At 57.7% G+C, this 25,681-nt stretch carries 22 protein-coding genes; 15 read left to right on the top strand and 7 right to left on the bottom strand.

Features of this window, described 5'->3' with window-relative positions; genetic code table 11:
• The first annotated feature begins 15 nt into the window (after positions 1–15).
• Positions 16–708 (top strand): 6-phosphogluconolactonase, encoded by a 693-nt coding sequence (pgl, locus tag OYT1_RS11755; protein ID WP_062626643.1) that lies wholly within the window; start codon positions 16–18, stop codon positions 706–708.
• A 36-nt stretch (positions 709–744) separates the two neighbouring features.
• Entirely contained in the window at positions 745–1,923 is a 1,179-nt protein-coding gene (locus tag OYT1_RS11750) for an NAD(P)/FAD-dependent oxidoreductase (RefSeq protein ID WP_062626644.1), read from the top strand.
• 84 nt (positions 1,924–2,007) lie between these two features.
• On the opposite strand, the gene malQ is transcribed toward OYT1_RS11750, so the two are convergent.
• The 4 genes from malQ to hrcA all read right to left on the bottom strand — a co-directional run bounded on the left by malQ (position 2,008) and on the right by hrcA (position 7,866).
• The gene (malQ, locus tag OYT1_RS11745) at positions 2,008–3,591 is read right to left on the bottom strand and encodes a 4-alpha-glucanotransferase (RefSeq protein ID WP_232013181.1); all 1,584 of its coding nucleotides are present in this window, start codon (positions 3,589–3,591) and stop codon (positions 2,008–2,010) included.
• On the bottom strand, positions 3,551–5,272 hold the full coding sequence (locus OYT1_RS11740) for a glycoside hydrolase family 57 protein (RefSeq protein WP_062626645.1): 1,722 nt from the start codon (positions 5,270–5,272) through the stop codon (positions 3,551–3,553). Before OYT1_RS11740 ends, malQ begins: the two co-directional genes overlap by 41 nt.
• 61 nt (positions 5,273–5,333) lie before the next feature.
• On the bottom strand, positions 5,334–6,632 hold the full coding sequence (gene glgC, locus OYT1_RS11735; protein WP_062626646.1) for a glucose-1-phosphate adenylyltransferase: 1,299 nt from the start codon (positions 6,630–6,632) through the stop codon (positions 5,334–5,336).
• Between the two features lie 217 nt (positions 6,633–6,849).
• Positions 6,850–7,866, bottom strand: coding sequence for a heat-inducible transcriptional repressor HrcA (gene hrcA, locus OYT1_RS11730; protein WP_062626647.1), 1,017 nt, complete (start codon positions 7,864–7,866; stop codon positions 6,850–6,852).
• Between the two features lie 59 nt (positions 7,867–7,925).
• Here hrcA and OYT1_RS11725 point away from each other — a divergent pair, with 59 nt between their 5' ends.
• From OYT1_RS11725 to OYT1_RS11695, 7 genes are all read left to right on the top strand, one after another.
• Entirely contained in the window at positions 7,926–8,798 is an 873-nt protein-coding gene (locus tag OYT1_RS11725; protein ID WP_062626648.1) for an NAD kinase, read from the top strand.
• Complete coding sequence (gene recN, locus OYT1_RS11720; protein ID WP_062626649.1) at positions 8,798–10,459, top strand: DNA repair protein RecN; 1,662 nt, start codon at positions 8,798–8,800, stop codon at positions 10,457–10,459. The genes OYT1_RS11725 and recN overlap by 1 nt, the downstream gene beginning before the upstream one ends.
• Positions 10,460–10,561: 102 nt before the next feature.
• On the top strand, positions 10,562–13,081 hold the full coding sequence (locus tag OYT1_RS11715) for a L,D-transpeptidase Cds6 family protein (RefSeq protein ID WP_145983715.1): 2,520 nt from the start codon (positions 10,562–10,564) through the stop codon (positions 13,079–13,081).
• 26 nt (positions 13,082–13,107) lie between these two features.
• A complete protein-coding gene (locus tag OYT1_RS11710; protein ID WP_232013180.1) occupies positions 13,108–13,464 on the top strand; it encodes an outer membrane protein assembly factor BamE in 357 nt (118 codons plus the stop codon).
• A complete protein-coding gene (dapB, locus tag OYT1_RS11705; protein ID WP_062626651.1) occupies positions 13,461–14,264 on the top strand; it encodes a 4-hydroxy-tetrahydrodipicolinate reductase in 804 nt (267 codons plus the stop codon). The genes OYT1_RS11710 and dapB overlap by 4 nt, the downstream gene beginning before the upstream one ends.
• 52 nt (positions 14,265–14,316) lie before the next feature.
• Entirely contained in the window at positions 14,317–15,819 is a 1,503-nt protein-coding gene (lnt, locus tag OYT1_RS11700) for an apolipoprotein N-acyltransferase (protein WP_062626652.1), read from the top strand.
• Between the two features lie 9 nt (positions 15,820–15,828).
• Positions 15,829–16,092 (top strand): GIY-YIG nuclease family protein, encoded by a 264-nt coding sequence (locus OYT1_RS11695; protein ID WP_062626653.1) that lies wholly within the window; start codon positions 15,829–15,831, stop codon positions 16,090–16,092.
• Here the strand turns inward: OYT1_RS11695 and OYT1_RS11690 are convergent.
• Entirely contained in the window at positions 16,089–17,042 is a 954-nt protein-coding gene (locus OYT1_RS11690) for an HDOD domain-containing protein (protein WP_062626654.1), read from the bottom strand. The two genes, OYT1_RS11695 and OYT1_RS11690, sit on opposite strands and share 4 nt — an antisense overlap.
• Positions 17,043–17,256: 214 nt before the next feature.
• Between OYT1_RS11690 and glyQ the strand changes: the two genes are divergently transcribed.
• Genes glyQ through OYT1_RS11665 form a run of 5 tightly spaced genes read left to right on the top strand, consistent with a single transcriptional unit; the run spans position 17,257 to position 22,304 of the window.
• Positions 17,257–18,174 (top strand): glycine--tRNA ligase subunit alpha, encoded by a 918-nt coding sequence (gene glyQ, locus OYT1_RS11685; RefSeq protein WP_062626655.1) that lies wholly within the window; start codon positions 17,257–17,259, stop codon positions 18,172–18,174.
• 3 nt (positions 18,175–18,177) lie between these two features.
• Positions 18,178–20,313, top strand: a complete 2,136-nt coding sequence (gene glyS / locus OYT1_RS11680) for a glycine--tRNA ligase subunit beta (RefSeq protein WP_062626656.1) — start codon at positions 18,178–18,180, stop codon at positions 20,311–20,313.
• Between the two features lies 1 nt (position 20,314).
• On the top strand, positions 20,315–20,845 hold the full coding sequence (gene gmhB, locus OYT1_RS11675) for a D-glycero-beta-D-manno-heptose 1,7-bisphosphate 7-phosphatase (RefSeq protein ID WP_062626657.1): 531 nt from the start codon (positions 20,315–20,317) through the stop codon (positions 20,843–20,845).
• 3 nt (positions 20,846–20,848) lie between these two features.
• Positions 20,849–21,559: a lysophospholipid acyltransferase family protein gene (locus OYT1_RS11670; protein ID WP_062626658.1), complete on the top strand. Its 711-nt coding sequence runs from the start codon at positions 20,849–20,851 to the stop codon at positions 21,557–21,559.
• A gap of 1 nt (position 21,560) precedes the next feature.
• Complete coding sequence (locus OYT1_RS11665; RefSeq protein ID WP_062626659.1) at positions 21,561–22,304, top strand: M48 family metallopeptidase; 744 nt, start codon at positions 21,561–21,563, stop codon at positions 22,302–22,304.
• Position 22,305: 1 nt separating this feature from the next.
• Here OYT1_RS11665 and OYT1_RS11660 read toward each other — a convergent pair whose 3' ends face one another.
• On the bottom strand, positions 22,306–22,653 hold the full coding sequence (locus OYT1_RS11660) for a hypothetical protein (RefSeq protein ID WP_062626660.1): 348 nt from the start codon (positions 22,651–22,653) through the stop codon (positions 22,306–22,308).
• Positions 22,654–22,671: 18 nt separating this feature from the next.
• A complete protein-coding gene (gene purB / locus OYT1_RS11655; RefSeq protein ID WP_062626661.1) occupies positions 22,672–24,042 on the bottom strand; it encodes an adenylosuccinate lyase in 1,371 nt (456 codons plus the stop codon).
• A 233-nt stretch (positions 24,043–24,275) separates the two neighbouring features.
• Here purB and OYT1_RS11650 point away from each other — a divergent pair, with 233 nt between their 5' ends.
• Positions 24,276–25,376: an acyltransferase family protein gene (locus tag OYT1_RS11650; RefSeq protein WP_062626662.1), complete on the top strand. Its 1,101-nt coding sequence runs from the start codon at positions 24,276–24,278 to the stop codon at positions 25,374–25,376.
• Positions 25,377–25,681 lie beyond the last annotated feature (305 nt).

The raw sequence follows: 25,681 nt of genomic DNA, 5'->3' as shown, positions 1-25,681 counted from the left end.
TACCGGACTAGGGCTATGACCACACGCCAACTCTGTCGCTGGCACACATTTGCAACAGCTACGGTTCTGGAGCGGGCCGCTGTGCGGCGCATCGTTGAAGCGGCATCGGCTGCAATTCAGCAGCGCGGTGCGTTCCATCTGGTGCTTGCGGGCGGTACTACGCCACGGCGCGTGTACGAAGCGTTGTGTTCGGTTGCGGCTGATTGGTCGTGCTGGCACATCTACTTTGGTGATGAGCGTTGCTTGCCGCCGGGAGATGCAGAACGTAACAGTCGGATGGCCGCCAAAGCCTGGCTGGATCATGTGGCGATCCCTGTAGCACAGGTGCATGTTATGCCGGCGGAATTGGGTGCGATCGAGGCGGCACGGCGTTATGCCACAACACTGGGCTCGGTAGGCGAGTTCGATCTTGTACTGCTGGGTTTGGGAGAGGATGGGCATACCGCCAGTCTGTTCCCCGATCAGGATTGGGGCATCGCTGCGAATTCACCGGATGTGCTGGCTGTATTCGATGCGCCTAAGCCGCCGCCCGAGCGTGTCTCGATTTCGGCGCATCGTCTCGGCCAAGCCCGCGAGGTGATTTTTCTGGTCTCGGGCGCAGGCAAGCGCGATGCCGTGACTGCTTGGCGTAGTGGGCAGCTCATTCCCGCCACCAGCATCACACCGGCACTCGGCGTTGAGGTGTGGTTAGAGCAACAGCTACTCTGAGCATCTGACAATCAGTTGAAATAGATTAGGAACGACATGCAGGATTACGACATCATCATCATTGGTGCTGGCCCAGCGGGCTGCGCAGCGGCGAGAACCTTGGCGCGGGGCGGCTGGAACGTGGGAATGTTCGATAAAGCGCACTTCCCGCGAGAAAAGACCTGTGGTGATGCGCTCATCCCCGATGCGCACCTCGCGCTGGATAAGCTGGAACTGCGTGAGCGGGTCGAGCAGTTATCCTATCCAACCAAAGCATTGCGACTCATTAGTTTTGACGGCAGTGAGGTGTCGGTGCGCGGGCGTACCGCAGTGACACCTCGACTCAAGCTGGATGTATTGCTGTTGGAGGCTGCGCAGGAGGTTGGTGCAAAGTTTCTTCCGGGGCATGATTTTCAGTCGGTGAAGGACGAGGACGGTACGAATTACATTGTCGAATTCACGGTTGACGGCGGCAAGATCGAGGTGCGCGCACCTTGGGTGCTGCTGGCTACCGGAGCGAACGCTGCGCCGATCGCCCGTGCTGGATTACTGGAGCGACACGACCCAAGCAGCTTTGCGGTGCGCCAATACGTGCGAAATCCCCGCCTCGCCAAGGATTTCAATGAGCTCGTCTTTATCTTCGATCACACGGTGCGCGGCGGTTACGGATGGATATTCCCAGGGCCGGACGGCGTGTTCAATATCGGCATCGGCTATTTCGGCAGCGCTGAAAAGAACAGTGGTCTGCGCCGCGATTACGAGCAATTCATCACTCACCAAGCGTTGGCGAAGGATCTGATGAGTGACGGCGTCGTGGTCTCGCCGCTCAAGGGCGCACCGCTGCGTACTGGGCTGACCGGCACACGTTTCGCCGAGGGCGGTTTGTTGGCGACTGGCGAGTGCGTCGGCACCACGTTTCCGCTGACCGGTGAAGGCATCGGCAAGGCGTTGGAAACGGGAGTGCTGGCTGCTGAAACCTTGCTGGCATATGCCGCCCAAGGGCGAGCAGCTGTTGCGGCAGCGCATACCGCGAGCATGTCTGCGCTCAAGCCGAAGTACGATGCTTACCGTAAGTCGGAGTTGTTACTGCGCTGGCCTTGGTTGGCCAATATGCTTGTGCGACGTGCTGGACGAGGTGAGTATATGCGTAACCGTCTTGAGGCGCTGTTCAACGAAACGGCTGATCCAGCGAACCTGTTCAAATTGAAGACTTGGGTGAGGATATTGCTGAAGTAGAACGAGTTTCTACCTCAGTCCTGACGGGGTCGTAAAACGGGGGCTGTTAGCTGGGCGTCACAGATGCCCAGCACTGCCGGCTAGTTAGAAGCCCAGTCTTTCCATGCCACAGCGCCCATGCACTGCGCTGATCTCATACAGCCGCTCCGCATGGGCAGGCTGCACTTGTTCCCACGTGAAGCGCCACTCCCAATAACCTTCCGACTTTCCCGGCAAGTTCATGCGGTGCTCGGTGTCCAGTCCCAGTACGTCCTGAAATGGATGGATAGCAATGTCGGCTATCGACTGCGAGGCCGCATGGATCAAGTCCCAATGGATCGCGTGACCGTCGGTACCTAGATACTTGCAGGTGAACGCCCGCTCGTGTGCAGACGCGGAGTTGAACCAGCCGATGGTCGTATCGTTGTCGTGGGTGCCCCCATAGACCACGGTATTGCGCTGATAGTTATGTGGCAGGAAGCTATTGTCGGTGCCGCCGCCGAAGGCGAATTGCAGGATGCGCATACCGGGTAGATCGAACTCGTCGCGCAGCGCGGTGACATCCGGCGTGATGATGCCCAAGTCTTCGGCGATGATGGGCAGCTTGCCCAGCGCATTCTGGATCGCATGGAACAACTTTGCGCCGGGACCAGGCAGCCAGCGCCCGTGGATGGCCGTCGGCTCACTGGCGGGGATCTCCCAATAGCCAGCGAAGCCCCGGAAGTGGTCGATGCGCACGATGTCCACCAGTGCGATGGTCTTGCGTATCCGCGCGATCCACCAAGCAAAGCCTTCTTTTTCATGTGCCGACCAGAGGTATAAGGGGTTGCCCCAGCGCTGGCCGGTCTCGCTGAAGAAGTCGGGCGGAACGCCAGCCACCACGGTGGGACGAGAGTCTGCTCCCAATTCGAACAAGTCTTGCCGTGCCCAGACCTCAGCACTTTGGTAAGCGATGAAGATCGGGATGTCACCGATGATCTGAATGCCGCGCTCGTTGGCATACTGCTTCAATTTGTGCCACTGGCGGAAGAAACTCCATTGGCAAAAGCGCCAGAACTCGATGTCGTCGCCCAGCTCGACGGTGGCCTTGGCCAGCGCGCGTTTCTCACGACGCGCCAAGCGTGGCTCCCAGTTGCACCAATCTTGCCAGTCGTTATGCTCGGCCAGCGCCATGAACAGCGCGTAGTCGTTAAGCCAAGACTGCTCAGCGATGCAGAACGCTTCAAATTCAGGATGCAAGTCTGGATTGTGCAAGAATCGGTCAGCCGCTAGTCGCAGCTTCTCCATGCGATATTGATGGACTACACCGTAATCGACTCGTTGTTCTTTGAAGTCGGGATGGGGTGTCAGTTCTTCCGCTTCCAGCCAGCCCAGTTCGCGCAACTCTTCCAAGTCGATCAGTAATACATTCCCGGCGAATGCCGAGCTGCTCATGTAGGGCGAGTTGCCCGGGCCGATGCCGCCTAAGGGCAGGATCTGCCATAGTTTCTGCCCAGCAGAGGCCAGCCAGTCCACGAAGTGGTAGGCCTCGGCACCAAAGTCGCCAGACCCGTAAGCGCCGGGCAAAGAGGTGGGGTGTAGCAGGATGCCGCTGCTGCGGGAAAAGTGCATGGAATGACCTTTTAGGAAAGAACCAGAGGCGTGGCCGTTAGGAGCCGCGCCGCATCGCACCGCCTGCTTCGACTTCATTACCGCGACCTCCGTGGCTGAGCGGATGGTTCAGTACGGCGGGTGCAGGCAGTTTGAGCAAGTGGTATAGGTGAATCAGATTATGTCGGTAAAGTCGGTCGAAGCTTTCTACCGCATGTGATGGATTGTAGTCGCCGAACCACCAGAACCAGTCCGAGCTCTCGCAAGAGGAAAGCTGCTGCTCGGCTGCTATGCGCTCTGCTTTGCTCAGATTCTTGCTGCCGATCACCATGTCATAGCTTTGTTTGGCCATGCACAGCAGATCCCAAGCGCGGTCTTTGTCTGGCGAGCCGATCCACGTCGAAAAGGTGCCATACACCCAACTTCCGGCAACCAAGCCCGGGAGTTTTCCTTCGCGGTCAAAGTCGAAGCTGCCCTGCTTGCCATGTTGAGCCAAGTAGTCGCCATAGGTGGTGGGGTTGATGACCGGATGATCTTCTAGCGCGGCGTACAGGTCGTCGAGGAAGTAAAAACCGTTATAGGGGTAGTATTCCCAAGCATTTTCACCATCCAAAATTACGCTGACTACGGGCGAGTCGCCGCTTGCACTCTTGCGAGCGATCTCTTCGATCTGAGCGACAAAGTGCAGTGCCGCATCTCGTCCATGCCAACGCGAATACTCGAAACCGATCAAGTCGGACAGACGGTCGTCGCGGAAGAAACAGTGGACTTTCTGGCTAGCACCGGAGATGTGGTAAGGGCGATACAGATACCGTGTGCGATCCGGCAAACTGGAGCTTGCGGCGCGCAAGCTGTTAGCTAATACGGTCTCGCCACTGGCGGCCCATTGGCAGTCATGCTCAGCCAGCACTTCCAGTAGAGCCGTGGAAACGGCACCTTCGGCGGGCCAGATACCCTGTGGTTTGGTGCCGAAGCGTTTTTGGTGGGACTCTAATGCCGAAGTCAGATGGGCTGCAACTCGGCTGCGCCCGCCGGGGTAGCATTGCGATTGTGGCAGACTGCTGTACGGCGTGCTTTCGCGAGCGCTGTTCAGATTCAATAGCAGGGGAGCTAAGGGGTGGTAGTGAGGTGTGGCGGAAATCTCGATCTGACCGCTCTCGGCCAACTTGCGATAACGCGGGATGATGCCGGAGACGACTTGGCCGATCACCTCGAATAGTTGCTCGCGGTCATTGGCATCGAAGCCCTCGCCCTTGCTCATCAACTGAACTACCACTTCATGCTCGCGGCGTACGCTCTCGCCGCACCAGACCAAGTGATACCAAGTCAGTAGGTCGGCCATGTATTGGCCAGACAGGTAGGACAGGGTCGCGTCGCCGGCGGCTTCCAGTGTGCGGAACAAGTCGTGCAGTCGCTTGTAAGCGGGGTAGGGCGCGATCATCTTAGTGTGGTTGCTGCGGAAACAACTATCCAGAATGAATTTATGCTCGGCGGTGCTGAGCCCATCGAGGTTGTCGCGCTCTAGCAGGCGCAGCAAAGGGTCGCGTATTTCGTTGCTGGCGAACTGCTGTTCGTAGTCTTCCAGCTGATCGAGTAGGATGGGTACGAAATTGACCACAGCGCGCATCTTGGGATGGCGCTCGAAGTGGCTGGCCATGTCGGAATAATCCTTCATGGCGTGCAGATAGACCCAAGGCAAGAGGAATTCGCCACTGGCGTAGTCGCGGTAATCTGGCTGGTGCATATGCCAGAGGAAAACGAGATCGAGAGGTTTGCTCATGAGAATTCCGAGGAGAGATGATGGGCGTCTCGCAGCTGGAGACGCCCAAGGTTATAGTGAATCAGCGGACGCGGTGTATATCCTGCTGCCCCAGCATGTCGGGGGTGATCAGGGTGATGCCGCGTGAGGTGACGAAGAAGCGTTTGGCATCATCTTCATGGTTGACGCCAACCACCAATCCGTCAGGGATGATGCAGCCCTTGTCCACCACCACACGTTTCAGCACCGCATTACGACCGATGCTGACATTAGGCAGAATGACCGATTCCTCCACCGTGGCGTAGCTATGAACGACCACGTCAGAGAACAACAGTGAGTTGACCACAGTCGCGCCGCTGATGATACAGCCGCCGGAAACCAGCGAATCCAGAGCTTGGCCACGCCGTTCGCCTTCGTTGAAAATGAACTTGGCGGGAGGTAGTTGCTCTTGATAGGTCCAAATCGGCCATTCCTGATCGTACATATTCAGGTCGGGAACGATCTTGGTCAACTCCATGTTGGCTTCCCAATAGGAGTCGATGGTTCCAACATCGCGCCAATAGGGTACGCCGCCTTCTGGTTTGACGCAGCTATCGTCAAAGCTTTGGGCGAATACGCGGTAGTTTGATTTGACCAGATGCGGGATGATGTCCTTGCCGAAGTCGTGGCTGGAGTGGGAGTCATCGGCATCACGCATCAACTGCTCATACAGGAAACGCGTATTGAAAATGTAGATGCCCATGCTACACAGCGCTGTATCTGATTTACCCGGCATCGGCGAGGGATTGTCGGGCTTTTCGGTGAAATTGACCACGCGCGAGTTGGCATCTACACCCATCACGCCGAAGGCCTTGGCTTCTTCGATCGGCACTTGGATGCAAGCAACGGTCATGTCGGCCTGATTGTCGGCGTGGAACGCCAGCATCTTGCCGTAGTCCATCTTGTAAACGTGATCGCCAGCCAAGATCAACACATACTCGGGGTTGATCTCGCGCAGGATGTCGATGTTCTGGAATACCGCGTCGGCAGTGCCTTGATACCACTCTTCGTCGATACGCTGCTGTGCAGGCAGGATGTCGATGAACTCGCCGAACTTACCATTCAAGAAGCTCCAGCCGCGCTGGATGTGGCGGATCAGACTGTGGGATTTATATTGGGTAGCGACGCCGATGCGGCGAATGCCGGAATTGACGCAGTTGGATAGAACGAAGTCAACGATACGAAACTTGCCGCCGAAGGGAACCGCTGGCTTGGCGCGCCAATCGGTCAGTTGGTGCAAACGACTGCCTCGCCCCCCCGCCAACACCATTGCGTAGGTGTTCTTGGTCATCAGGCTGACATAGCGAGATTTTTCTTGTGATTTCTCTTGCGGCTGCGACATGATTTCTCCCATCTGTTATTTTGGGTTCTTCGAAACCAGTCGTGTGGCTGGGGTAGCCGCGTTACTTTTTCTTTGCTGATGACTCGTCGCACTTAGGGTGCAAGTTCATCATCTGCCAGCCAATCACGACGGATTTCGTGGATGCCCGTTTTGTACCTTGTTGGCGGCTCGACTATAGCAGATTAAATAGCGCGGCGTCTTGTGCCAGAACGATGGATTACGCCGAAAGTGCATTGCCCAGAAGTCGAGCGGTAATGTCTACGATAGGCACTACTTTTTGGTAGTCCATACGCTTCGGTCCGATCACGGCTAGCGTGCCGACGATTTGACCGTTTGCGGTGTAGGGCGCGCTCACCACGCTGCACTCATCGAGCGAGGAAACGCCTGACTCGTGGCCAACAAAGATATGCACACCTTGCGCATGGCGGCTCGCATCCAGCAGTTGTAGTAGCTCGGTCTTGTGTTCGAACACATTGAACAGTTTGCGCAGCCGATTCATGTCGCCGGACAGGTCGTTAATGTGGAGCAGATTGCGCTCGCCGCTCAACACGTAATCATCGCCCTTGCACGCCAGCGCTTCGTCACCAGCAGAAATCGCGGCGGTCATCAGTTCGGTCATGTCGTGCTGCAACTGGCGGAGCTCATTCTTGATGCGCAGGCGCATGTCGTGGAGCGCGCAGTCGGAGTAATGCTGGCTGAGCAAGTTGCCTGCCTCGGTGAGTTGTGCTTGACTGTAATCGCGCGTAGTCAGCAGTACGCGATTCTCGACTTCGCCATCCGGCATGACAATGATAAGTAGCACCCGCCGTTCTGATAGTCGCAAAAATTCGATTTGACGCACGGTGGCGGCGCGACGATTGGGTGTGGCAACCACGCCTGCAAACTGAGTCAGTTCCGAAAGCAGGTTGGAAGCCTGAGCCAATAAACGCGAGGGGTTGTCTGGTTGGAACTGTTGCTCCAGCTGTTGAATGCGGATTTTTTCCAGCGGCTGTACGACCATTAGCGTGTCGATAAAACGTCGATAGCCGAGGGCGGTAGGGATGCGTCCGGCGGAGGTGTGTGGGCTGGCGACCAAGCCCATCGCTTCCAGATCGACCATCACGTTGCGGATGGTGGCAGGGCTGATCTCCAAGCCGGAGAATTGCTGCAAGGCGCGCGAGCCGACGGGTTGCCCATCGCTGATGTAGCGCTCTACTAGGGTTTTGAGCAGGATTTGCGCGCGGTCATTAAGCATGACTTCATTCTACCTTGCCGCTTTGTCATTGAACCAGCGATATGGTTTAATCGGCGGCCATGAAAAATCCTTTCAAAACCGTCGCACTGATCGGCAAATACAAATCGCCGGAGATCGCGGGTTCACTGTTGCCGCTGGGCGAGTTCCTCGCTGCACGTGGCTTGAACGTGGTGGTCGATGCGTTGACCGCCGAGCATCTGCCGAGCATTCCGTTCCCTGCGTTGCCCTTAGAGGAAATTGGCAGTTCGGTCAATCTAGCGATCGTGCTGGGAGGTGATGGCACGTTGCTGAACATCGCGCGCATGCTGGCGCCGTCTGATGTGCCGCTGATTGGAGTAAATCAGGGGCGACTGGGATTTCTCACCGATGTTTCGCTGGAAACCATGCAGCAAACACTGGGCGCGATGCTTGACGGCGAGTATGTGACCGACCGCCGCTTGCTGTTGCAAACTCGGGTGCTGCGCAATGGTGCAGAGGTGTTCCGTTCGCTGGCGCTGAATGAGATGGTGGCGCATCGCGGCAACATTAGCAGCATGATCGAATTCGAGGTGCGCATCGACGGTGAGTATCTTTATACCCAGCGTGCCGACGGCTTGATCGTCTCCACGCCGACCGGCTCCACCGCATATGCGCTGTCGGCCGGCGGCACCATCGTTCATCCCGGACTAGATGTGATCGAGTTGGTCCCAGTCTGCCCACACACCTTGAGCAATCGCCCTATCGTGGTGAGTGGCGACTCAGTCATCGAAGTGCTGATGCACCGCAGTGATGATGTGCGTGTGCGCTTCGATAGCCACACGTGGTTCGATCTGCACCTGCAAGATGTTCTGGAAGTGACGCGCTTCCCGAGTCCGGTGCGCTTGCTGCATCCGCAAGGGCATAGCTATTACCGCACTTTGCGCGAAAAGCTGCTCTGGAATCAGCCACTGTAATGCTGAAATATCTGTCCATTCGCGACTTTGTCATCGTCGCTTCCTTAGAGCTCGACTTCTCCTCCGGCTTCACTGCGTTGACTGGCGAAACGGGGGCGGGGAAATCCATTCTGCTCGACGCCTTGTCGCTTGCTTTAGGCGAACGTGGTGACGGCGGCATGGTGCGGGCGGGGTGTGAGCGCGCTGAAATCACTGCTGAATTCGATATTGCCGCCTTGCCTGCGTTGCAAACTTGGCTGGATGAACAAGAGTTATCTGGCGACGAAGGCGTGTGTTTGCTGCGCCGCGTGTTGGATGTGGGCGGGCGCTCGCGGGGCTTCATCAATGGTCGCTCAGCCACGATGCAGCAGATGCGCGAGGCTGGCGAATGGCTGTTGGATATTCACGGTCAGCACGCCCATCAGTCGTTGTTACGGCAGGACGCGCAGCGTGACTTGCTCGATGCTTACGCTGGATTGGGAGACGAGGCGGCGCAGGTGGCTAGTGCGTTCCGCGTATGGCAAGCATTGGATGTGCGCTGCAGGGAGCTGAGCCAGAATGCGGCAGCCGTGGCTGCAGAACGGGAGTTGTTGGCCTTTCAGAAACGCGAGTTGGAGACGTTGGATTTTAGTGCTGAGATGTGGCAAGAAACGCAGTCCGAATATGCGCGCTTGTCACACGCCGCCAGTCTGCTGGAAACGGCGGAATTTGGCATCGAGGTACTGAACGAAGCGGATAGCTCTTGCTTGGCGCAGCTGAGCACGCTGATTGGCAAGGTGGAGGCGGGCAGCGCGTTCGATCCCGCTCTGGGCGAAACCTTGCAGTTGCTGATCAGCGCGCAGGCCGAGTTGCAAGAGGCGGTGTACGGTCTGCGGCATTATCAGCGCCGCTTAGAAGCCGATCCACAGCGTTTGCGAGAATTGGAGCGCAGCATACAGACAGTCGTGGACGCGGCTCGCAAATATCGGGCGACTCCTGAGGAGTTGCCCCAAGTGCAGGCGCGTATCGTTACTCGACTGGCGGAGCTGGGCGGAGATGCCGAGGTGGATGAGTTGCAGCAGCACGCAGCCCAAGCCCGTGAAACCTACCTGTTGCAGGCTGGGCACTTGAGTGTGCAGCGCGATCGCGCCGCACAAACTTTGGCGCAAGAGATCAGCGTTGCCATGCAAACGTTGGCGATGCAGGGCGGCCAGTTTGCGGTTGCACTCAATGCCTTGCTTGAGCCGAATGCGCACGGTCTTGAAGCGGTCGAGTTCCAAGTGGCGGCCAATCCAGGTATGCCGTTGCGCGCTCTAGCGAAGACGGCTTCGGGCGGTGAATTGGCTCGGATCAGTTTGGCCATTCAAGTCGCTTTATCCGAAGTGGCGCACGTACCCACTTTGATCTTTGACGAAGTGGATAGTGGCATTGGCGGGCGTGTCGCCGAGATCGTCGGCCAGTTGCTCAAGCGCTTGGGGCGGCGTCACCAAGTATTGTGCGTCACTCATCTGCCGCAGGTCGCCGCTGCTGCTGATGCGCAATGGCAGGTCAACAAAACGTCGCGAGACGGCATTACCTTCAGCAGCATCACGGTTCTTTCTGCCGCTCAGCGCGTGGATGAGATCGCGCGTATGCTAGGCGGAATCCAGCTGACCGACACTACCCGCAAACATGCTGCCGAGATGCTCGGCTACGCTGCATAGTACTTCCCGCACGGTTGGTTTTTTTACGCACTAAGTGAAATCCTGTAGAGGAAGGGTAAATATGTGCTGTATCATTATGCCTACTTTCTGAAAGGTTTTTCTATGCGAATCAAGATCATCGTCGCCTCTGTTCTGTTTGCCGTCTGCGGCAGTTCAGCGCTAGCTGAAGCTGTTCCTACTCCGTCTGTACCATTGCAATCCTCAGCGTCCGCCTCCCCTCCCTTACGCGGAGTTGAAGAGGAAGTCTGGCATGCCGTGCAAGATTGGGCTGCGGCATGGTCTGCGCGTGACGCATATTCATTCTTGGCTTTTTATTCTAAAGATTTTAGGCCGGATGACGGATCTACTTTCGCCGACTGGAGTGCGCGCCGGCGGGTGTATTTTAGGCAGATCAAGTTGGTAGAGGTGATGGTCGCGTTCCCAGCTATACATCTACTTGACGACAAGCATGCCAAAGTGCGTTTCACTCAGTCGGTAAGAATGGGACAAAATCAAGCGCTGGATGAAAAGACAATGTCTTTGTCCAAAATGGGCGGGCTATGGATGATTACGGAAGAGCAGTCACTTTCATCGAGAATCGACCCGATAGCCGATACTAAAGTAGCCGAGTTGCCCAAGTCAGCGCCGATCATTGCTCCTGCCGCAGTCTCAACCTCAATGTTGAATAGCAATTCCGAGGAGGAAGTTTGGGGGGTGGTTCAGGCTTGGGTTAAAGCGTGGACAGCAAAAGATGCTGCCGCTTTCATCGGTTACTACGGAACACGCTTCAGACCAAACGATGGCACTAGCTTTGATGCCTGGCAGAAGCGCCGTCGTGACTACTTCGCCAAGGTCAAGTCCATTAACGTCGATTTGACTGAGCAGACAATAGAGTTTAAGGGGCCCGGGCGTGCTGATGTGCGGTTTACCCAAGCTTTTCAATCCGATGTGTTCAAAGAAACCAGCAGGAAGATGCTCACATTGGAGCGAATGGGTGCTGCGTGGAAGATTGTGGCAGAGCAAGCCGATCCTCGTTTGGCTGAATATCAGCTGGCTAAAATTGAAATAGCCAAGGCAGAAGCAGCCAAGGCGGAAGCGGCTAAGGCAGAAGCAGCCAAGGCGGAAGCGGCTAAGGCAGAAGCAGCCAAGGCAGAAGCAGCCAAGGCAGAAGCAGCCAAGGCAGAAGCAGCTAAGGCAGAAGCAGCTAAGGTAGAAGCAGCTAAGGCGGAAGCAGCTAAGGTAGAAGCAGCTAATGCAGAAGCGGCCAACGTGCAAAGCATTAGAACTGTCGATTCGGCCAGCGTGGGGTTGGAGATTTGGGCAGCGGTGCAAGCGTGGTCACACGCATGGAGCTCGCGTGATGCCGATGCCTTCATCGCTCATTATGGTGCTACCTTTGCGCCCGAGGATGGCTCTGCCAAGGCAGCATGGGAACAGCGCCGCCGTGAGTATTTCAAACGGGTGAAGTACATTGAGGTGGGCATCGAAAATCCGGTGATCAACCTTAAAGATGAGACTCATGCTGAGGTTAAGTTCGCTCAGTCTTTCCGCTCGGATGTTTATCGTGAGAATGCTAGAGAGAAATCGCTGATCATGGAAAAGGTGAGTGGTCAGTGGATGATCATGGCGGAACAGTCGGGTGTGGCTGCAAGTAGATTGCCTGAAGCAGCTCAAGCCGACGCAGCTAAAGCGAAGGCAGTGGCTGACAGTCAAGCTGCTAAGGCTAATGCTGAGGCGGCCAGAATCGAAGTGGCAAAGGCGGAAGCAGTGAAAGCGGAAGCGGCTAAAGCCAAGGCCGATGCAGAGAAGGCTAGATTGGAGGCGGCTAGAGTCAAGGCTGAGGCCGACGCGGCGAAGGCAGAAACCGCTAGGGCAGAAGCAAGCAAAGCTAAGGCCGACGCAGCTAAAGCGAAGGCTGAAGCTGACAGTCAAGCCGCTAAGGCTAATGCAGAGGCAGCCAGAATCGAAGTGGCTAAGGCGGAAGCAGTGAAAGCAGAAGCGGCTAAAGCCAAGGCTGATGCGGCAAAAGCTAAGCTTGATGCTGCTAAGGCCAAAGCAGATGCGGATGCCGAAGTAGCGCGAGCTAAGGTCGAGGTCGCTAAGGCAGAGCAGGCAAGAGTCGAAGCGGCCAAGGCTGAAGCCACGAAAGCCAAGGCGGAGGCTGCCCGAGCTAAAGCGGAAGCCGATGCGGAAGCGGCTCGCAGCAAAGCGGCAGAGGCTAAGGCGGCTGCTCAAGCAGCCGAAGTGGCCAAGTCTGACCCTCAGGTAGTGGCGCTGACTCAGAGCGTGACCGATTTCGTGACAACTTGGGCCAAGGTCTGGGCGGCACGGGACATTGCTGGCTATCTGGCGTGCTACGGGGAGAGCTTCCAACCTGCGGGAGGGGAAGATCTTGCGGCTTGGGAGGCTCAACGCAGAGCGCGGGTCGGCAAGGCTAAGGCGATCGAAGTCGCTGTCGAAGGACTACGGGTGGAAGCGCTGGATGAAAGTCACGCGAAGGCGCAGTTTACCCAACGCTATCGTTCGGATAACTACCGCGATGTGGTCAGCAAGACACTGATGCTGGAGAAAACAGCTCAGGGATGGCGCATCGTGCGTGAAGAAGCTGGCGCGGTCAGTAAGTCCACTACCGCTCGCCACTAATGTCGGGGCAGGGCGCTTGAGGTATCATGCGCCCTTTCCTGAGTTCACTGGCTGACACCATGCGTTTTCTTCTGCTCATCCTTACTTTGCTGCTGGCTTCGTGCAGCGGCGTTCTTACCCCTCATATGATCGAAATCCGTCAGGGCAACGTGATCACGCCAGAGATGCGCGAACGGGTCAAAATCGGCATGACACGCTTGCAGGTCAAAGCGGCGCTAGGCACACCGATGATTGCCGATCCTTTCCACGCTAATCGCTGGGACTACGTTTATCGTCTCGAACAAGAGGGAGAGCTCGTTGGCCAGACACGTTTAACCGCCTACTTCGAGGACGAGGTTCTGGTGCGACTGGAAGACGGCCCGACCCTTGGAGCTAAGCAATGAGCGCGCTTAAAGTTGCTATCGCTGGTTGCAGCGGGCGCATGGGGCGAGTGTTGTTGAACTGTGTAGAGCAAGCGGATGATCTGGCGCTACATGCTGCGCTGGATCATGCCACCAGCCCACACTTGGGCAAGGATGCAAGCGAGTTCGGCGGTACGCGCGGTGTGATCGTCACAGCGGATGCCGCTGCGGCACTGCAAGGTGCCGACGTGCTGATCGACTTTACCCGCCCCGAAGGTACACTGCATCATCTAGAGATTTGCCAGCAACATGGCGTGAACATCGTCATCGGCACGACCGGCTTTTCCGCGCAGGAAAAGGCTGTGCTGGGCGCAGCGGCGCAGCGCATCGGTGTCGTGTTTGCCCCTAACATGAGCGTGGGCGTAAATCTGGTGTTCAAGTTGCTGGAAACCGCTTCGCGCGTGCTCTCCCACGGCTACGACATCGAGATCATCGAGGCGCACCACCGCCACAAAGTGGATGCGCCTTCGGGCACCGCGCTGGGTTTGGGTGAAGTCATCGCCCGTACCTTGGGACGCGATCTGGAGCAGTGTGCCGTGTATGGTCGCGAAGGCGTCACCGGCGAGCGCGACCCATCCACCATCGGCTTCGCCACTGTGCGCGGCGGCGACATCGTCGGGGACCACACCGTACTGTACGCAGGCATTGGCGAGCGCATTGAGATTACCCACAAAGCCAGCAGCCGTGCCACCTTTGCGCTGGGTGCCCTGCGCGCAGCGCGCTTCCTGCAAGCAAATCCCGCTGGGATGTACGACATGCAGGACGTGCTGAATCTGAAGTAATCCACACATCCCCTCCCTCGCCCTTGAAGGAGGGGGAATACTGAGTTTCCACATGAAATTTTCCGGTCGCTATTCCGTGTTTGCCTTTCTCGCCGGAGCAGCAGCCGTGGTCGGCTTCGCCCCATTCGGCCTGTTTCTTGTTCCTGTCATTTCTATCGCAACCCTCTTTGTCCTGTGGCTGCGAGCGGATTCTGCATGGGCGGCGTTCAAATTTGGCTGGTCGTTCGGCTTGGGTTTGTTTGTGGCAGGTGTCAGCTGGCTTTACGTTGCCCTGCATGATTACGGCGGCATGGTCGCGCCGCTGGCTGCGGGGGCGATACTGTTATTTGCGGCCTTCCTTGCCTTGCTTCCAGGGTTGGTTGGGTACGTGCAAGCGCGCTGCACCGCACATGCTTGGGTGAGGTTGACGCTGGCGATGCCCGCGTGTTGGGTCGCCCTCGAACTGGTACGCGGCTATTTGCTCACTGGTTTTCCGTGGTTGTCACTCGGCTATTCGCAAACACCCCCAAGCCCGTTAGCAGGCTATGCGCCGCTGGTCGGACTTTATGGCGTTTCGTTACTAGTTGTGGTCAGCGCAGGGCTGTTGGCTTGGGCGTGGACGGAAAAGCGTAAGGCTGCACTTGGTGTGCTGGCCGTGTTGTGGCTGGCGGGCGCTGCACTACGTTTGGTCGAATGGACGCAGCCGCAAGGTGCACCGCTCAAAGTGGCACTGGTGCAGGGCAACATCCCACAGGAGCGCAAGTTCGAGGAAGGGTTCAGGCTGGGTACGCTCGACCTGTATCGCGATCTGATCGCCCAAAGTGGCGATGCCCGCCTAGTCGTGCTCCCAGAATCTGCGCTGCCATTGTTGCGCGAACAACTGCCGCCGGACTACGTTGCCGCGATCACCACACCGCTGCAAGCCCGTCGGGGCGATGTGCTGCTCGGCCTGTTCGAGCGCGAAGGGGAGCGCTACTTCAATAGCGTGCTCAGTCTAGGTGCATCGCCCGAGCAGCACTACCGCAAGAACCATCTGGTGCCGTTCGGCGAATTCATTCCGCTGCGACCGCTGCTGGGCGCACTCATCAACGACGTATTGCAGATCCCCATGTCCGATCTGGCGCGCGGTGGTACGACGCAAGCACCACTGGAGGTCGCTGGCCAAAAAGTCGCGGTCAACATCTGCTACGAAGACGTGTTCGGCGAAGAGATCGTGCGTCCCTTGGCGACGGCCACCTTGCTGGTGAATGTCACCAATGATGCGTGGTATGGCCACTCCCACGCCGCTGCCCAGCACAATCAGATATCGCAGATGCGCGCCCTTGAGAGCGGTCGCATGATGCTGCGGGCCACCAACACCGGCATTACCTCCATCATCGGACGCGACGGTAAGGTGCAAGCCGCGCTGCCGCAATTCCAAGAGGCGGTGCTGATCGGCATGGCGCAAGGCTATACCGGCCTGACACCGTATGCCCGCTGGGGCAATCTGCTGGTGCTGGGCTTGCTGGTGTTTATGCTGGGCGGCGCGAGGTTGCTGCGTAAATCATTCCCTCTCCCGCAGGCGGAAGAGGATTAGGGAGAGTGGATGCCTAGCTGGATCTGCTACCTGCTCGAATGCGCCGACGGCACGCTGTATTGCGGCATCACCAATGACCTCGAAAAACGCCTTGCCGCTCACAATGCTGGCATAGGTGCGAAGTACACGCGCAGCCGCACTCCGGTGGCGCTGGTTTATATGGAAAGTCACGCGGATAAGTCGGCCACGTTGAAGCGCGAGATGGCGATCAAAAAGTTGAGCCGTAGCCAAAAGCTGAGTTTGATCGCCACATCAACTGTGAGCGCTGACTAATGGATTCCGAATAGTCGGAAGATGGCTGCCAGCAGCCCCGGTTTGGGCGTGCTAACTTGTGGTGCGGGGCGAGCTATTCTCTTCGGCGGAGGCATGGCGGTCGAAGTCTCTTGAGTCTGCTGTTTTGGCTCGATGCCTAGCAGACTTCGAGCATGAGCGAGTTGAGTCGCAAATCGCACTTCAAAATTCAGACACACTTCTGAGTCTAGGTCTAACCGTTTGGCCGGCTTCACTTCGCTACAGTCGATCTCTTTTCCGGCGGGATGAGTCAACAAAATCGCCACTTTGATCAGGTCGGCATAACAGGGGGCGTGCTCATCAATGGTCTCGTTTCCGGCAATGATCTCGATCATCGAGTCAGGAAAATTCCATGTGCGCAGCATCTGAACGCCGGTCTGGACGTGAAGCTTCTCGATCAACTCATACAGCTCTTCGGCATCCAGTTTGAATTCGGGCGTATCGAGATAGAGGCACAAGGGAACGGCTCCGATATTGTGCAGCAAGCCCGCCAGCATCGCCCGATCGGGGTCGAGCTTGGAATGGGTCTTAGCCAGCACAAAACAGTGAGCCGCGACTTCTCGGTTATTTGACCAGTAGTTAGAGAGATAGCGACTGATGATCGGATCGCGGGGGCTAATCAGCTGCCCCAAAGTGACATGCAATACCAGATTGTGGATTTGCATGTAGCCCAAGCGAGAGATGGCTTGGCGCAGATTCTCAACCTTGGGCAGGTTGGAAAAGGCCGCACTGTTAGCGACCTTGATCAGATGCGCAGAGATGGCTACATCCCCTGAGATCGCCGAGACGATCTCCTGCGCAGAAACATCGGGATCATTGATCAGCGAGCGTACTCGGTGGGCGACTTCTGGAAAAACTGGGAAGGTCAGCTCGTTACGTTCGATCGCGGCGAGAACTTCGCCGTACACAGATTGCAAATTATTGCCGTTCATTTGGATGTCACCCAAGCCGAATTCGACTCATACATGGGGGCAATTTAGTGCATCCCTTGCTCATTCGCAAGCGGCATCAAGCAATGCCCGTGGGAGTTGTGGGAATTTACGGAAATCATTCCGCTGGTCTGAATACTAGGTGTATGGTTGTGCTGACTCACTCGGCAGAAAACCAGTAAAATGCGGCCTTTGCAAATTACCGCCGGTTCGGGCAATGCTTACATTCCAACAGATCATCCTCACCCTCCAGCAATACTGGGACAAACAGGGCTGCGCCCTGTTGCAGCCTTACGACATGGAAGTCGGCGCGGGCACTTCGCACACCGCCACGTTCCTGCGCGCACTGGGTCCAGAACCTTGGAAAGCCGCTTACGTGCAGCCGTCGCGCCGTCCCAAGGATGGCCGCTACGGTGAGAATCCCAACCGTTTACAGCATTACTATCAGTTTCAGGTGGTGCTGAAGCCTGCCCCGGCTAACATCCTTGAGCTGTATCTCGGCTCGTTGGAAGCACTGGGCTTCGACCTCAAGCAGAACGACATCCGCTTCGTCGAGGACGACTGGGAGAATCCCACGCTGGGCGCTTGGGGTCTAGGTTGGGAAGTCTGGCTGAACGGCATGGAAGTGACCCAGTTCACCTATTTCCAACAGGTCGGCGGCATCAACTGCAAGCCCATCACCGGCGAGATCACCTACGGGCTGGAGCGCCTTGCCATGTACCTGCAAGGCGTGGAGAACGTCTATGACCTGACCTACGCGCCGGGCGTGAAGTATGGTGACGTGTTCCACCAGAACGAAGTCGAGCAATCCACCTACAACTTCGAGCACAGCGATGTGGAGTTTCTGCTGCACGCCTTCGGCAGCTACGAGAAGCAGGCCAAGCACCTGATGGAAAATCAACTCGCTCTGCCCGCCTACGAACAAGTGCTGAAAGCCGCCCACAGCTTCAACCTGCTGGACGCGCGCGGCGCGATCTCGGTGACGGAACGCGCCGCTTACATCGGCCGCATCCGTAACCTAGCGCGCGGTGTCGCACAAAGCTACTACGAAAGTCGCGAACGGCTGGGCTTCCCGATGGCACCCAAGGAATGGGCCGAAGAAGTGTTGGCGCAGAATGCAAAGAAGGCGGCTTGAACCATGACTACCAAGAATCTACTCGTTGAACTGTTCGTCGAAGAACTGCCGCCCAAGGCACTGAAGAAACTGGGCGAAAGTTTTGCTACTACTTTGTCTGATAGCCTGAAGGTGCAAGGACTAGCGGCTGCTGACGCTGCTGTCACTTCGTATGCCTCTCCGCGCCGCTTGGCCGTACACGTTGCCAACGTCGCCGCCAAGGCCGCCGATAAGCCCGTTTCGCAGAAGCTGATGCCGGTAACGGTCGGTCTGGATGCCAACGGCAATGCCACGCCTGCGCTGCTCAAGCGGCTGGCTGGCTTGGGTGCTGGGCCGGAAGCCGTCGCGCAACTCAAGCGCGCACCGGATGGAAAGAACGAAGCTTTGTTCTACGACAGCATGGTCGCCGGTGCGACGCTGGCCAACGGCCTGCAAAAGGCGCTGGAAGAAGCCTTGGCCAAGCTGCCCATCCCCAAAGTGATGGGCTACCAATTGGCGGACGGTTGGACGACGGTCAATTTCGTGCGTCCGGCGCATGGACTGGTGGCGCTGCATGGCAGCGAAATCGTGCCGATCGCGGTGCTGGGGCTCAACTCCGGCAATACTACGCAAGGCCATCGCTTCGAAGCGGCCAACCCGACGGTGACACTAAAGTGCGCCGACAGCTACGCCGAACAACTGGCAACCGAAGGCGCAGTGATCGCCAGCTTCGAAGCGCGCCGCGCCGAGATCGTGCGCCAGCTCGCCGCTGCCGCTCAAGGTCTGAAGCCGATTGAGGACGACGCGCTGCTGGACGAAGTGACCGCGCTCGTTGAGCGTCCCAACGTGTTGCTGGGACAGTTCGAGGAGGCTTTCCTTGAAGTGCCGCAGGAATGCCTGATCCTCACCATGAAGGCCAACCAGAAGTATTTCCCGCTGCTAGATGCCAACGGCAAGCTGACCAACAAGTTCCTCATCGTTTCCAACATCCGTCCGACTGACCCTAGCCTAGTCGTCGGCGGCAACGAGCGCGTGGTGCGTCCGCGTCTGGCTGATGCCAAGTTCTTCTTCGATCAGGATCGCAAGAAGCCGCTGGATGCGCGCGTGCTGGGGCTGTCCAAAGTGGTTTACCACAACAAGTTGGGCACGCAAGGCGAGCGCGTCGAGCGCGTGCAAGCCATCGCCCGCGCCATCGGCCAACAACTCGGCGGCGAAGAGCTGGCGCGCAAGGCCGATCATGCCGCGCTGTTGGCCAAGGCCGACCTGCTGACCGACATGGTCGGCGAGTTCCCCGAGCTGCAAGGCATCATGGGCCGCTACTACGCCCAGCACGACGGCCTGCCGGACGACGTGGCCTACGCCATCGAAGACCACTACAAGCCGCGCTTTGCGGGCGACGAACTGCCGCGCAATCCAGTTGGCATCTGCGTCGCGCTGGCTGACAAGCTGGAGACGCTGGTAGGCATGTTCGGAATCGGCCAGATCCCGACCGGCGACAAAGACCCCTTCGCCCTGCGCCGTCATGCGCTGGGGGTGATTCGGATACTGATGGAAAAGAAGTTGCCGCTACGATTAGATATGTTGTTTTCGGTAACATCAAGGGCATTTGAAGCAACACTTCAACAAACAATGTCAGAGCAAGCCCAAGAGGATTTTGGTTTTAATTTCGGCCTCCGGCTTGAGGATTTCTTCTCTGATCGCCTAGCTGGTAATTTGCGTGAGCAAGGCTACAGCGCACAGGAAGTCGATGCCGTTCTTTCGCAGCATCCTCAGCGATTGCCTGATGTGCAAGAACGACTTGCAGCCGTGCGTGCTTTCACTTCATTATCCGAAGCCGCCTCCCTCGCCGCCGCCAACAAGCGCGTCAGCAACATCCTGAAGAAAGTCGAAGGCGAGGTCGGCAACGTGGTCAACGCCGCGCTGTTGCCGGAAGCCGCTGAACAGGCGCTGCACTTCGCACTGGGCGAGATCGCTCCGCAGGCGAATGCCGCGTTCGAGCGAGGCGACTACACCGCTTCGTTGCAGGCACTCGCCGCGTTGCGCGTGCCAGTGGATGCGTTCTTCGACAGCGTGATGGTCAATGCCGAAGACCCTGCCTTGCGGGCGAATCGTTTGGCCTTGTTGGCGCAGTTGCACGCGGCGATGAACCGCGTGGCCGATCTTTCCAAACTGGCAGCCTGATATGAAACTCATCATCCTCGACCGCGACGGCGTCATCAACTACGACTCCGACCAGTTCATCAAATCGCCGGAAGAATGGAAGCCTATCCCTGGCAGTCTGGAGGCGATCGCGCGCTTGAATCAGGCGGATTATCGCGTGGTGGTGGCGACTAATCAGTCGGGCGTGGCGCGCGGTTTGTTCGACATGCCGACGCTGAACGCCATCCACGACAAGATGCACAAGGCGTGTGCGTTGGTGGGGGCGCGCATCGAGGCGGTGTTTTTCTGCCCGCACGGGCCAGAGGCCGATTGCCCTTGTCGCAAGCCGCGTCACGGTATGCTGGAGGAGATCGCCTCGCGTTACAACGTCAGTCTGGCGGGTGTGCCTGCCATCGGTGATTCGCTTCGTGATCTTGAAGCAGCGGTCAAAATCGGAGCTCAGCCTATCCTAGTGTTGACGGGTAAAGGCACGCAGACGCAGGCTAAGGGCGGCTTGCCGGAAGGTACGTTGGTCTATCCCGACCTCGCGGCGGCAGTGGCAGCGCTGATCTAAAACATGGTTATCCTCCGCTCGCTGATCTACTTCCTGTTGCAACTGGTCATCACGCCCGTGTTCATGCTGATCGGTCTGCTCGTCGTTCCGCTGTCACCTCTGCAACGCTACGCCTACATCTCCAAGTGGGCGCACATCATGTTGTGGCTGCTGCGCGTGGTGTGCGGCGTGCGGATGGAGGTGCGTGGGCGCGAGAATATCCCCGCGGAGCCATGTTTGATTTTGTGCAAACATCAGTCGGCGTGGGAGACGATGGCGTTGCAACTGGTGTTTCCGCCGCAGGTCTGGGTGCTTAAGCGCGAGCTGCTGAAGATCCCGTTCTTCGGCTGGGGCTTGGCCATGACCAGCCCCATCGCCATCAATCGTGGCGAATCACGCGAGGCGATGAGGACCTTGCTGCGTGAAGGCAAAGACCGGTTGGCACGTGGCTTCTGCGTGGTGATCTTCCCTGAAGGGACGCGCGTTCCTTACGGCCAGCGCGGCAAGTACAAGTTGGGCGGTGCGTTGCTGGGTGTGAGCTGCGGCTCGCCCGTGGTGCCGGTGGCGCATAACGCGGGTAAGTTGTGGGGCAAGAACGCTTTCCTGAAGTATCCCGGCCTCATCACACTGAGCATCGGCCAGCCCATTCATCCGCAAAAAGGCATGAAGGCTGACGAGCTGAGCCGCCAAGTGGAAGCGTGGATCGAGGCGGAGATCCCCAAGCTTTCCGAATGACGTGCTGCGTAAACTTCGTCGTCTGATTGCAACGCCCCCGTCCGCTCCCGAGCAGCGCAGCATCGAACTGTCTGGGCAAATGATTCCCTATACCTTGAAACGCAGCGCGCGCCGACGCAGTGTCGGCCTGCGCATCGACCATCGCGGCTTGACGGTCAGCGTGCCCTTGCGGGCAACGGATACCTGGCTGCATGGCGTATTGCGGGAGCGGGCTGATTGGGTGGTGGATAAGCTGGGCAGTTGGCAGTCGCGGCAGACGGTGACGCAGACTTGGGCGGACGGCGAGGCACTGCCGTTTCAAGGGGAGACGCTGACGTTGCGGGTGCAGCTTGGTCGTCGTCCCTCGGCGTCGCTCACTGAGGGTGTGTTGACCGTGCTGGTCGCCGATCCAGACAATGCCGCCGCCATCGAGCGCGTCGTCACGGCGTGGTATCGGCGGCAGGCAGTGATCTTGTTCGAGGAGTGTGTGGCCTTCTACGCCGAGCGTATGGGCGTGTCGCCCAAGGAGGTCAAACTGACCTCGGCGCGCACCCGTTGGGGCAGTTGCACCTCGCGTGGCGTGGTGCGGCTGAACTGGCGGCTGGTGAGGCTATCGTTAGATTTGGTGGATTACGTGGTGATCCACGAACTGGCGCATCTGCGCGAGATGAATCACTCGGCGGCGTTCTGGCGGGTGGTGGAGGGCGCTTGCCCAGACTATGCTGCTAGGCGCCAAGCGCTTAAGCTACATCATCTGGCCGAGTAAATCATTCCTCGGTACACATCCGCTCGTCGGCCTCCTGATAGATCAGGATCGCTTCGACTTTCTGTTCCACGGTTTCGTGGTCGCTGCCTAACGTCAGGCTGTCGATGGCGCGGCGATAGCGATCACAGTGGCCGGTTTCATGCACGCGCCCGCCGATCTCTGTAATGTTGGCTTTGGCGAAGCGAGGGTCTTTCAGAACCTCTTGGTACTTCGCTAGCGGATCGACTGGGCCGCCGAACTTGATGCCGCCCAAGTAATTCTTGCAGGCATTGTCCTGACAGATGCCGAGTGCGACGATTGCGATGGCAACGAGGCTAAGCACACCGATTGAGATGTAATACTTAAGCATCTGTCAGCTCCTGATGGGTTAGATACGTTTCGCCAATTCAGCCGCCTTGCCCAGATAGGTCGCTGGGGTCAGAGCGGAGAGACGCTGTTTCTCGGCGGCCGGGATGTCCAGCGTGGCGATGAAGGCGGCGAGGCTGTCCTTGTTGATGCCGCCCTTGCCGCGCGTCAGATCCTTCAGCTTGTCGTAGGCGTTCTCGATGTTGTAGCGGCGCATCACGGTCTGGATCGGTTCGGCCAGCACTTCCCAACTGTTGTCCAAGTCGTCGGCCAGACGCTGCGGATTGGCTTCTAGCTTGTTCAACCCCTTCAGCAGCGATTCGTAACCCAGCAAGGTGTAGCCCAGCGCCACGCCCATGTTGCGCAGTACGGTGGAGTCGGTCAGGTCACGCTGCCAGCGGGAGATTGGCAGCTTCTCCGAGAGATGGCGCAGTAGCGCGTTGGCAAGGCCGAGGTTACCTTCCGAGTTCTCGAAGTCGATCGGGTTGACCTTGTGCGGCATGGTCGAGGAGCCGACTTCACCGGCGATCACTTTCTGCTTGAAGAAGCCCAGCGAGATGTAGCCCCAAATGTCGCGATCCAAGTCCACCAGAATGGTGTTGGCGCGGGCGAACGCGTCGTATAGCTCGGCCATGTAATCGTGCGGTTCGATCTGGATGGTGTAGGGATTGAAGGTGATGCCGCGCGCTTCGACGAAACGGCGCGCGAACGATTCCCAATCGACATCTGGGTAAGCAGAAAGATGCGCGTTGTAGTTACCCACCGCGCCGTTGATCTTGCCGAGGATGGCGACATCAGCGATGCGGTCGCGGGCGCGTTGCAAGCGGTACACCACGTTCGCCATCTCTTTGCCCAGCGTGCTAGGCGTGGCAGTCTGGCCGTGGGTGCGGCACAGCATGGGCAAGTCGGCCAGCGCCAATGCTAGCGCGCGCAAGCGGGTGATGACCGCATCCAAGGCGGGTAGCAATACCTCTTCGCGTCCAGCTTTCAGCATTAGTGCGTGGGACAGGTTATTGATGTCTTCGGAGGTGCAGGCGAAGTGGATGAATTCCAGCTTGTCGGCCGTTTCTGGGTTCGCGCCCAGCTTGTCGCGCAGCCAGTATTCCACCGCTTTCACGTCGTGGTTGGTGGTGCGCTCGATCTTCTTGATTGCTTGCGCATCGTCTTCCGAAAAGCTCGCCGCTAATTCATCCAGCATGGCGACAGTCGCTGCTGAGAACGGCTGCATCTCGACGATGCCTGCTTCGGCGTTCAAAGCCTTCAGCCATTCGATCTCAATCAACACGCGGAAACGGATTAGGCCGTACTCGCTGAAATGGCGGCGCAGGGCATCCACTTTGCCGTGGTAACGGCCATCGAGGGGGGACAGGGCGGTGAGAACAGAAAGTGTCATGGCGAGTCGGGTGAAAAATTCAGAGCGCGTATTTTACGTGAAAGCGGGAACGGGGTGGGGAGACCTTCCCTTGGTTTCGATTTTATGTGGATGCGACAGGTGGCGTTAGGCCTACATCGGCTCGGAGTTGCGATGTCCTTTGGGGTGTGCGACGCCAGAATGTTGGTGAAATCGATTAGAATCGTGGGCTGTGAGGCCGAAGTTCGGCCGATTTTGAGCGTGTGAAGAAGATAATGAGCAGTGCCCTTTCCCGTATGCCCGTGGTTGATGCCCTCAAGGCGGTCGCCTGTCTAGCTATCGTGTTCCATCACTTGGCTTTCTATGGCCCGATGTCGGATGCCGCCTATCCCTTATTTCCCACGCTAGTCGACGGGTTTTATCAATACGGTCGCATGGCGGTGCAGGTGTTCTTTGTCGTCGCTGGGTTCCTTGTGGCGCGTAAATTTGCTCCGCATGGCGTGGCACTGGCCATTGAGCCGATGCAGCTCATTACTCAGCGCTACTTGAGGTTAGTCATTCCTTATCTCGCGGCTCTTTCGCTGGCGATCGGATGTGCCGCGCTGGCTAGGGAGTGGATGGCGCATGACTCCATCCCTGATGCGCCCAGTCTGGGCCAGCTCATTGCCCATCTGCTGCTGTTGCAAGACTTGCTCGATCAAGATGCCCTGTCGGCGGGTGTATGGTATGTGGCCATCGACTTTCAACTGTTCGCACTAGCCGCGTGTCTGCTCTGGTTCTCTCGGCGTTTCGAAGCCGAAGGGCAGCGGTTCGCCAGCCGATTACTGATCGCCGGCCTGACGCTGATCTCACTGTTCGGCTTCAATCGTGACTCCCTGTGGGACGAGACCGCGCTCTATTTCTTCGGCGCTTACGGCCTAGGCATGTTGAGCTACTGGGTGGGGCGCAGCCGCTATAGCCTCCTCGGCTTGCTTGTGCTGGGACTCGTGGTCGAGGCTGCGCTGTTGACCGACTTCCGCGAGCGTATTTTGGTCGCGGGCGTAGTTGCGTTGTTCATGGGCTGGGCCTGTCGCAGCGGCGGCCTGATCCGTTGGTCCATGCCGCAAAGGCTGACTTACCTTGGACGCATCTCCTTCTCCGTCTTCCTAGTTCACTTCCCGCTTCTGCTGGTTGTGAATGCAGCTTTCTCCCAACTTTTCCCGGCCGATCCTATTGTCAATGCGTTTGGGATGGTTCTAGGCTTTGCCATCAGTATTGTGGGTGGCGCGCTATTCTACCAATGGGTGGAGAGCAGATACCTTTCACAAAAGATGCGATTGTTACTCCCCGCCAGCTTTTTTGCGTCAGGCTGGCTGGCAGCAGTGGGCTTACACTAGGCTGTACTCATATCAGACAAAGCCAAAGCGCCCCATTCGGGGCGCTTTGGCTTTGTCTGATATACGTTGTGCGTAAGTCATTGAGATGTACCAGGGATGCTGGCGATCGGGAGCGAATCTGGGGGCTTCAAAAGTCCGTAAAGTTGGTGAAATTAGGGGGAGGATATATATCCTGTCTATATCCATCGGCATATGGTTATATTTTTTGAGGTCATATAGAGTCACGGCCGCATCCACTCGAGAATCGCGTATCTACTAGAAAATCTGAGCGGGATGCTGGCATTAATCTTTCGAAATAATCTTGG

The organism is Ferriphaselus amnicola (genome assembly GCF_000974685.2).
GTDB lineage: Bacteria > Pseudomonadota > Gammaproteobacteria > Burkholderiales > Gallionellaceae > Ferriphaselus > Ferriphaselus amnicola.
This window is presented reverse-complemented; position numbering and strand designations above follow the sequence as displayed.